7 protein-coding genes are annotated in these 8,251 nt (G+C 73.8%); 4 read left to right on the forward strand and 3 right to left on the reverse strand.

Going from position 1 to position 8,251, the window contains the following annotated elements:
* Positions 1–20: 20 nt before the first annotated feature.
* The gene (locus tag ACFU97_RS31185; RefSeq protein WP_384263339.1) at positions 21–3,032 is read left to right on the forward strand and encodes a BTAD domain-containing putative transcriptional regulator; all 3,012 of its coding nucleotides are present in this window, start codon (positions 21–23) and stop codon (positions 3,030–3,032) included.
* Between the two features lie 57 nt (positions 3,033–3,089).
* The gene (locus ACFU97_RS31190; RefSeq protein WP_384263342.1) at positions 3,090–4,307 is read left to right on the forward strand and encodes an FAD-dependent monooxygenase; all 1,218 of its coding nucleotides are present in this window, start codon (positions 3,090–3,092) and stop codon (positions 4,305–4,307) included.
* Here the strand turns inward: ACFU97_RS31190 and thiD are convergent.
* Complete coding sequence (gene thiD, locus ACFU97_RS31195; RefSeq protein WP_384263344.1) at positions 4,270–5,094, reverse strand: bifunctional hydroxymethylpyrimidine kinase/phosphomethylpyrimidine kinase; 825 nt, start codon at positions 5,092–5,094, stop codon at positions 4,270–4,272. The two genes, ACFU97_RS31190 and thiD, sit on opposite strands and share 38 nt — an antisense overlap.
* Complete coding sequence (locus tag ACFU97_RS31200) at positions 5,091–6,059, reverse strand: thiamine-phosphate kinase (protein ID WP_384263347.1); 969 nt, start codon at positions 6,057–6,059, stop codon at positions 5,091–5,093. Before ACFU97_RS31200 ends, thiD begins: the two co-directional genes overlap by 4 nt.
* A gap of 206 nt (positions 6,060–6,265) precedes the next feature.
* Here ACFU97_RS31200 and ACFU97_RS31205 point away from each other — a divergent pair, with 206 nt between their 5' ends.
* Positions 6,266–6,499, forward strand: coding sequence for an Lrp/AsnC family transcriptional regulator (locus ACFU97_RS31205; RefSeq protein ID WP_003997603.1), 234 nt, complete (start codon positions 6,266–6,268; stop codon positions 6,497–6,499).
* 20 nt (positions 6,500–6,519) lie between these two features.
* Positions 6,520–7,014, forward strand: coding sequence for a DUF3515 domain-containing protein (locus ACFU97_RS31210; RefSeq protein WP_384263349.1), 495 nt, complete (start codon positions 6,520–6,522; stop codon positions 7,012–7,014).
* 13 nt (positions 7,015–7,027) lie between these two features.
* Here the strand turns inward: ACFU97_RS31210 and ACFU97_RS31215 are convergent, their stop codons facing one another.
* Positions 7,028–8,185, reverse strand: a complete 1,158-nt coding sequence (locus ACFU97_RS31215) for a D-alanine--D-alanine ligase family protein (protein ID WP_384263351.1) — start codon at positions 8,183–8,185, stop codon at positions 7,028–7,030.
* Positions 8,186–8,251: the final 66 nt, after the last annotated feature.

The following is an 8,251-nucleotide window of genomic DNA, read 5'->3' on the forward strand; positions in this document are numbered from 1 at the left end:
GTCCCTGACAAGCTGTCCCCATGCGCTTCGGCATCCTGGGCCCCCTGGACGTACGCACCGACGACGGCACCCCACTGGACCCCGGCGGACCCCGGCCGCGCGCGCTCCTCTCCCTGCTGCTCCTCGACGCCGGGCACGCGGTGTCCACACAGCGGCTGACCGACGGGCTCTACGGCGCCGAGCCGCCGGCCGGGGCCGGCAACGCCCTGCAGTCGCAGATCTCCCGGCTGCGCCGGCGCCTGGCCCCGCACACCGACATCGAGGCGGTCGCCGCCGGCTACCGGCTCGCCGCCCCGCCCGACTCCGTCGACGCCCACCGCTTCGAACGCCTGGCCCAGGAGGGGCGGGCCGCCTGGGCCGCCGGTGATCACGCGCGCGCGGCGGCCCTGCTGCGGGACGCGCTCGCCCTGTGGCGCGGCCCGGCGCTGCCCGACCTGCCGGACGCGCACGCCGAGACCGCCCGGTTCGACGAGCTCAGACTGGCCGCCGTGCAGGACCGGATCGAGGCGGATCTCGCGCTCGGCGGCGGCCCCGAGCTCGTACCGGAGCTGCGGGCGCTGCTGTCGCGGCACCCGCTGAGCGAGCGGCTGTACGGGCAGCTGATGCGGGCCCTGCACGCGAGTGGGCGCCCCGCCGAGGCGCTCACGGTGTACGAGGAGGCCCGGCGCGCGCTCGCGGACGAACTCGGCGCCGACCCCTCGCCCGACCTGGCCGCGCTGCATCTGGAACTGCTCCAGGGCGGCACACCGCAGCGGCACCGCCTGCCCGTCCAGCTGACCCGCTTCGTCGGCCGCGAGAGCGAACTCGCCCGGATCGGCGACCTGCTGGCGTCCGACGCGCGTCTCGTCACGCTCACCGGCCCGGGCGGCGCGGGCAAGACACGGCTGGCGATCGAGACGGCGCAGCGGCACCCCGGCGTCTGCTTCGTCGAGCTGGCGCCGCTCGCCGACGGCAGCCGGATCCCGTACGCCGTCCTGACCGCGCTCGGCGTGCGCGAGGGCTTCCGCACGCCCGCCGCCGACGGCACGGACCGGCTGCTGGCCGCGCTGGAGGACCGCGAGCTGCTGCTCGTCCTCGACAACTGCGAGCACCTGGTCGAGGACGCCGCCCGCGTCGCCGCGCTGCTGCTGGCCGGCTGCCCCGGGGTGCGCGTCCTCGCCACCGGCCGGGAGTCCCTCGGGATCACCGGCGAGATGCTGGTCCCCGTGCCGCCGCTGCGGCCCGAGCCCGCCGAGCTGCTCTTCCTGGACCGCGCGCGTGCCGTGCGCCCGGGTTTCGAGGGGCACGCGCGCGTGCCCGGCATCTGTGCCGCCCTCGACGGGCTGCCGCTCGCCATCGAGCTGGCGGCGGCCCGGCTGCGCACACTGACCCCGGACGAGCTGGCGGACCGCCTGGACGACCGGTTCCGGCTGCTGTCCCGCGGCGACCGCTCCAAGGCGCCCCGGCACCGCACCCTGCGTGCCGTGGTCGAGTGGAGCTGGGACCTGCTCGACGAGGAGGAGCGGGAGCTGGCACGGCGGCTGACCGTGTTCTCCGGCGGCGCGACCCTGGAGGCGGTCGAGGCGGTGTGCGCACTGCCCTACCCGGAGGACGTGCTGGCCTCGCTGGTCGAGAAGTCGTTCCTGGAGGTGTCCGAGGGGCGCTACCGCATGCTGGAGACGATCAGGGCGTTCGCCGCGGAGGACCTATCCGCCCGCGGCGAGCTCGCCGACGCGCACGCCGCGTACTTCCTGCGGCTCGCCGGGCACGCGGAACCGCTGCTGCGGGGCGGCGGCCAGCTGCCCTGGCTGGACCGGCTGACCGCCGAGCACGGCAACCTGGTCGCGGCGCTGCGGCACCTCGTGCCCGGCGACCCCGAGAACGCCCTGCGCCTCGCCGCCGCCCTGTCGTGGTTCTGGCGGCTGCGCGGGCTGCACGGCGAACAGGTGGCGACGGCACGGGAGTTGCTGGCCGCCGTCGGGGACACCCCGCCGCCGGGCCTGGTGGAGGAGTACGTCCTGTGCCTGATCAACGCGCTGTCCGGCGAGGGCGACGGCGAAGGCGCGGGCGGCGACCCGGGCCTCCTCGCACGCGCGGACGCCGTCCTCGGCGCCTACCCGGGGCCGCTGCGGCTGCCGTACGTCCTCGTGCTGTGGTCGGTGGCGGCCGGCCCGCGCCCGCACGCCGACGAGCACGCCCTGACACTGGCGGGGGCGGACCCCTGGGCGCGGGCCCTGCTGGACGTGGGCCTCGGCTTCCGGGCGCAGTTCGCGGGCCGGCCGCGGGACGCCGAGGCGTCCTTCGCGCGGGCGCTGGAGGGATTCCGGGCCGTGGGCGACCGCTGGGGCATGGCCAACTGCCTCGAACCGCTCGGCATGTTCGCCCACGCGCGCGGGCGGACACCGCACGCGCTGGAACTTCTCGACGAGGGGCTGGCCCACGTCCGGGAGCTGGCCGCGCCCGAGGAGACCGCGGATCTGCTGCGCACCCGCGGCACGGTCCTGCTGCACCGCGGCGACCGGGCCGGCGCCGAGGCGTGCTTCGCGCAGGCGCTCACGCTCGCCCGGGGCGCGGGCCTGCCCGACAAGGTGGCGGCGGCGCGGCGCGGCCTCGGTGACGCGGCCCGGCTCGCCGGGGACACGGCACGCGCGCGCGTGCACTACGAGGACGCCCTCCAGGAGTGTGCCGCCAACTGGTTCAGCGTCGGCGAGACGGTCCGCATCCTCATCGGGCTCGGCCGCACGGCCGCCGCCGAGGGGCACGCCGAGGAGGCCCGCGAGTGGTTCCGGCAGGCCGCGGAGCTCGCCGTCGAGGGGCCGGGCGACCTGGAACTCGCCGACGCGGCCGAGGCGTTGGCGTCCGTCGCCGGCTCCGCCGGGCGCGCCGCCGTCCTGCTCGGCGCCGCGACCGCGCTGCGCGGCATGCGCGTGGAGGGCGACCCCGACGTCGCGGCGACCGAGAAGGACGTACGCGAGAAGCTGTCGCCCGAGGCCTACGACGAAGCATTCGAGCAGGGCGAACGCCTGCGGTCGGCGGCGCTCGGCGAACGGTAGGAGCGGCGGTCAGCGAACGGTAGGTGGACGGTCAGCGCCGCCGCCGACGCTCGGTGCATGACGAAGCAGACGAAGAACCTCGGCCACCTCACCGTCCTGATCTCCGGCGCGAGCGTCGCCGGTCCCGCCCTCGCCCTGAACCTCGCACGGCTCGGCGCCCGGGCCACCGTCGTCGAGAAGGCGCCCGCACTGCGCGGCGGCGGCTTCGCGGTCGACTTCCGCGGCCACGTCCACCGCACCGTCCTGACCGCCATGGGCATCTGGGACGAGATCCACGCCCGCCAGACCCACATGGGCCGCCAGACCGTCGTCGGCGCCGACGGCACGCCCCGCGTGGACCTGCCCGCCGAGATGATGAGCGGCGACGTCGAGATCTTCCGCGGCGAACTCGCGCGGATCATGTACGAGCGCACCAAGGACGACGTCGAGTACGTCTTCGGCGACTCGATCGCCTCCCTCGCGCAGGACGCGGACGGCGTGGAGGTCACCTTCGACAAGGGCGCGCCCCGCCGCTTCGACCTCGTCGTCGGCGCGGACGGGCTGCACTCCCTCACCCGCCGTCTCGTCTTCGGTGACGAATCCCGCTACCTGCGCTTCTTCGACCACTACGTGGCCGGCTTCGACGTCCCCAACGACCTCGGTCTGGACCGCACCGGCCGGCTCTACAGCGAGCCCGGCCGCGCGGTCTGCATCGGCAACTACGACGGCGACCCGGACCGTGCGGGCGCGCTGCTGGTCTTCCGCTCCGAGCGGCTGTCGTACGACCGCCGGGACGTCGCGGCGGTCAAGCGGATCCTGGCGGAGCGCTTCGCCGGGATGGGCTGGGAGACGCCCGCCGTCCTCAAGGCGCTGGAGGCGGCCGACGACGTGTACTTCGACGCGATCGCCCAGATCCACGTCGACCGCCTGACCGAGGGCCGGGTGGCGCTGCTCGGGGACGCCGGGTTCGGGGCGACCATGGGCGGGATGGGCACGGGTGCGGCGATCGTCGCCGCGTACGTCCTCGCGGGTGAACTCGCCCTCGCGGGCGGTGACTTCCGCACCGCCTACGCCGAGTACGAGACGCGCGTCCGGGACTTCGCCAGGGGCTGCCAGAAGATCTCCGGCAACGCGGGCCCGTTCTTCGCCCCGGCGACCGAGCGCCGCATCCGCAGCCGCGACCGGATGTACCGGCTCCTCGGCTCCCGCCCGCTGGCCCGCTTCTTCAAACGGCTGACCGAGAAGGCGGCGACCGGCATCACGCTGAGGGACTACCCCTTCGAGGCTCCCTGCTGAGGGCCCAGCCGTGGTCCACGGGCCCGATCCCGCCGCCGAGCGCGAAGCCGGCCGCGATCGCCCCGGTGACGTACCGCTTGGCCGCCGCCACCGCCTCCGGCACGGACTGCCCCTTCGCGAGCTGCGACGCGATCGCGGACGCGAGGGTGCAACCCGTGCCGTGCGTGTGCCGGTTGTCGTGGCGCGGCGCGCGCAGCCAGCGCTCCTCGGAGCCGTCGGTGAGCAGGTCGACCGCCTCGCTCCCGGCCGCGAGATGACCGCCCTTGACGAGCACCCACCGCGGTCCGTACGCCAGGACGGCCGCCGCGGCCTCGCGCAGGTCCGCCTCCGACTCGACCCGGACGCCGGTGAGTTGGGCGACCTCGTCGAGGTTGGGCGTCGCCACCGTCGCGGCCGGCAGCAGCTTCGTGCGTACGGAGTCCAGCGCGGAGGCCGCCAGCAGCGGGTCCCCGTGCTTGGAGACGCCCACCGGGTCGACGACCGCCGGGACGTCCGTGCCGCCGATCAACTCGGCGACCGCCTCGACGAGTTCGGCCGAGGAGAGCATCCCGGTCTTGACCGCCTGGACGCCGATGTCGTCGACGACGCTGCGGTACTGCGCCCGCACCGCCTCCACCGGCAGCTCCCAAGCCCCTTGCACACCCAGCGAGTTCTGCGCCGTGACCGCCGTGACGACGCTCATGCCGTGCACGCCGAGCGCGAGCATCGTCTTCAGGTCGGCCTGGATGCCGGCCCCGCCGCCGGAATCGGAGCCCGCGACGGTCAGCACCCGGGGCGGCACGCTCATGACTCGATGTCCCCGCCGAAGTGGTCCCAGCCGCCCTTGCTGGTCCACGGCGCCCCGTCGACCGTGACCTGCGGCAGCGCCGAGGGGTTGAGCACCTCGCCGATCACCTTCCAGCGGGCGGGCAGCTTCACGTCCGGCGGGAAGGTCGCCACGATCGCGTGGTCCTCTCCCCCGGTCAGCACCCACTGCATGGGGTCGACGCCGACGGCCTGCCCGATGTCGTTCATCTGGGACGGGATGTCGATCGCGCCGGACCGGATGTCGATGCGCACCTTGCTGGCCTCGGCGATGTGCCCGAGGTCGGCGATCAGGCCGTCGCTGACGTCGCACATCGCCGTCGCGCCGAGGCCGGCCGCGGCCGGGCCCGCGTGGTACGGCGGTTCGGGGCGCCGGTGCGCCTCCACGAAGGCGCGCGGCGAGCGGAAGCCGCGGGAGAGCACCGCGTATCCGGCGGCGGACCAGCCGAGCCAGCCGGTGACGGCGACGCGGTCGCCGGGCTGGGCGCCGGCCCGGGTGATCGGCTCCTGGTTGCGCAGATCGCCGAGCGCGGTGATCGACACCATGATCGTGTCGCCCCGTACGACATCGCCGCCGACCACCGAGGCGCCCGCGACCTGGCACTCGTCGCGCAGCCCGTCCATCAGCTCGCTCGGCCAGGTGACCGGGAGTTCGGCCGGGACGACCAGGCCGAGCAACAGCGCGGTCGGCACGGCGCCCATCGCGGCGATGTCCGCGAGGTTCTGCGCGGCCGCCTTGCGCCCGACGTCGTAGGCGGTGGACCAGTCGCGGCGGAAGTGCCGCCCCTCCAGGAGGATGTCGGTGCTGGCCACGACCCTCCGGTCGGGCGCGGCGACCACCGCGGCGTCGTCGCCGGGGCCGACCCGGACCGCCGGGGTGGTGGTGAGACGGGAGGTGAGCTCCCTGATGAGCCCGAACTCGCCAAGCTCACCAACAGTGCCCTTCATTGCGCTTGCTCCCCTTCTGTCCCGTGCAGTTCCCGGTCGCGCGTCATCAGTGTCCTCGATACGGTCGAGGTGTCCGTCAACTTCTGCCGTGCCTGCGCCCCGGCGCGTGGAGCGTGGCCCGCGCAGGTCTCCCCGCGGCGTGCGGCGACGCGATACCGTGGCGTTCCTTTTCCCCACATGATCCTCGTGGCCGCCCTGGAGGTTCCGTGGTACAGGCGTACATCCTGATCCAGACGGAGGTCGGCAAGGCGTCGACCGTCGCCGAGACGATCAGCAAGATTCCTGGAGTCATCCAGGCCGAGGACGTGACAGGACCTTATGACGTGATCGTGCGGGCGCAGGCGGACACCGTGGACGACCTCGGCCGCATGGTGGTCGCCAAAGTCCAGCAAGTGGACGGGATCACGCGTACCCTGACCTGCCCGGTCGTCCATCTGTAGCCCCCGTCTACCCTTGGCCGGTGAACTCCATCCGTCACCGGCGCCGAACCCTTCTCGGGCTGCCCGTTCTCGCCGCCGCACTGATCACGGCAACGGGCTGCTCCTCAGCAGACGACAGCGCCCGGGCCGCGGTTCCAGGCCCGGGTGCGAAGGTCACCAAGCTGTGCCAGAACCTGGACAAGGTGCTGCCGTCGAAGGTCGACGGCCAGGATCGCCGGGATCCCGAACCCGCCTCCGCGCTGACCGCGGGCTGGGGCGACCCGGCGATCATACTGCGCTGCGGTGTCGAGCGGCCCGCCGAGATGTCCGATCCGGAGGCCGACGGGGTCGAGGTCGACAAGGTCGGCTGGCTGCTGCAGAAGCGGCAGGACGGCTCGTTCCGCTTCACCACCACGCTGCGCACCGCCTACGTGGAGGTGACCATCCCCAAGGGCCGTACCGGAGACGGCCTCGCGCCGCTGGTCGACCTGGCCCCCGCAGTGAAGAAGGCGATCCCCGAGGGGATCGCCTCCTGACGGGGTCCTTCGCTCAGCGCAGGCCCGTGGACCTGCGCAGCGCCGCCTCGATCAGCTTGCCCACCAGCTCGGGGTAGCTGATCCCGCTCGCCTGCCACATCTGCGGGTACATCGAGATCGGGGTCATGCCGGGCATCGTGTTGATCTCGTTGATCACGAACTCGCCGTCCTCGGTGAGGAAGAAGTCCGCGCGCACCAGGCCCTCGCAGGACGCGGCCTCGAAGGCGGCCACCGCGAGCCGCTGCACCTCGGCGGTCTCCTCGGGCGTCAGCGGCGCCGGCACGATGCCGGGGGTCGAGTCGATGTACTTCGCCTCGAAGTCGTAGTACGCGTGTGCGTCCGGCGGCGGGATCTCCGAAGGCACGCTCGCGCGCGGGCCGTCCTCGAACTCCAGCACCCCGCACTCGATCTCGCGGCCGCGCAGTGCCGCCTCCACGAGGATCTTCGGGTCGTGCCGCTGGGCCTCCGCGATCGCGTCGCCGAGCCCGGAGAGGTCGTCGACCTTGGTGATGCCGATCGACGAGCCCGCGCGCGCGGGCTTCACGAAGAGCGGCCAGCCGTGCTCGCCCGCGAAGTCGACGATCTTCTTGCGGGCGGCCGCCTCGTCGCGCTCCCACTCGCGCGGCCGGATCACCACGTACGGGCCGACCTTGAGCCCGAACGAGGTGAACACCCGCTTCATGTACTCCTTGTCCTGGCCGACGGCCGAGGCGAGCACGCCCGAGCCCACGTACGGGACGCCGGAGAGCTCCAGCAGGCCCTGCAGGGTGCCGTCCTCGCCGTAGGGGCCGTGCAGGACGGGGAAGACGACGTCGACCTCGCCGAGCGCCTTGGGCACCGATCCGGGTTCGCTGTAGACGACTTCGCGGTTCTGGGGGTCGACGGGGAGCACCACCCCGCCCTCGTCGGACTCGGCCAGCTCCTCGACGTCCGGGGTGCGGCGGTCGGTGATCGCCATGCGCTCCGGTTCGTCGGCGGTGAGGGCCCAGCGGCCGTCCTTGGTGATGCCGATCGGCAGGACGTCGTACTTGGTCCGGTCGACGGCGCGCAGGACGGCGCCGGCGGTGACCACGGAGATCCCGTGTTCGGAGCTGCGCCCGCCGAACACGACGGCCACGCGCGGCTTGCGAGGCGGCTGCTCAGGGCTCTGGGGGAGGTTCTCGGTGCTCATATCGCGTTGAGAGTACCCGGTGGTAGTGCCCCAAGACAGCGTCCCACCGGGGGCGTCGCTCAGCGT

The organism is Streptomyces sp. NPDC057616 (assembly GCF_042800575.1).
Classification (GTDB): domain Bacteria; phylum Actinomycetota; class Actinomycetes; order Streptomycetales; family Streptomycetaceae; genus Streptomyces.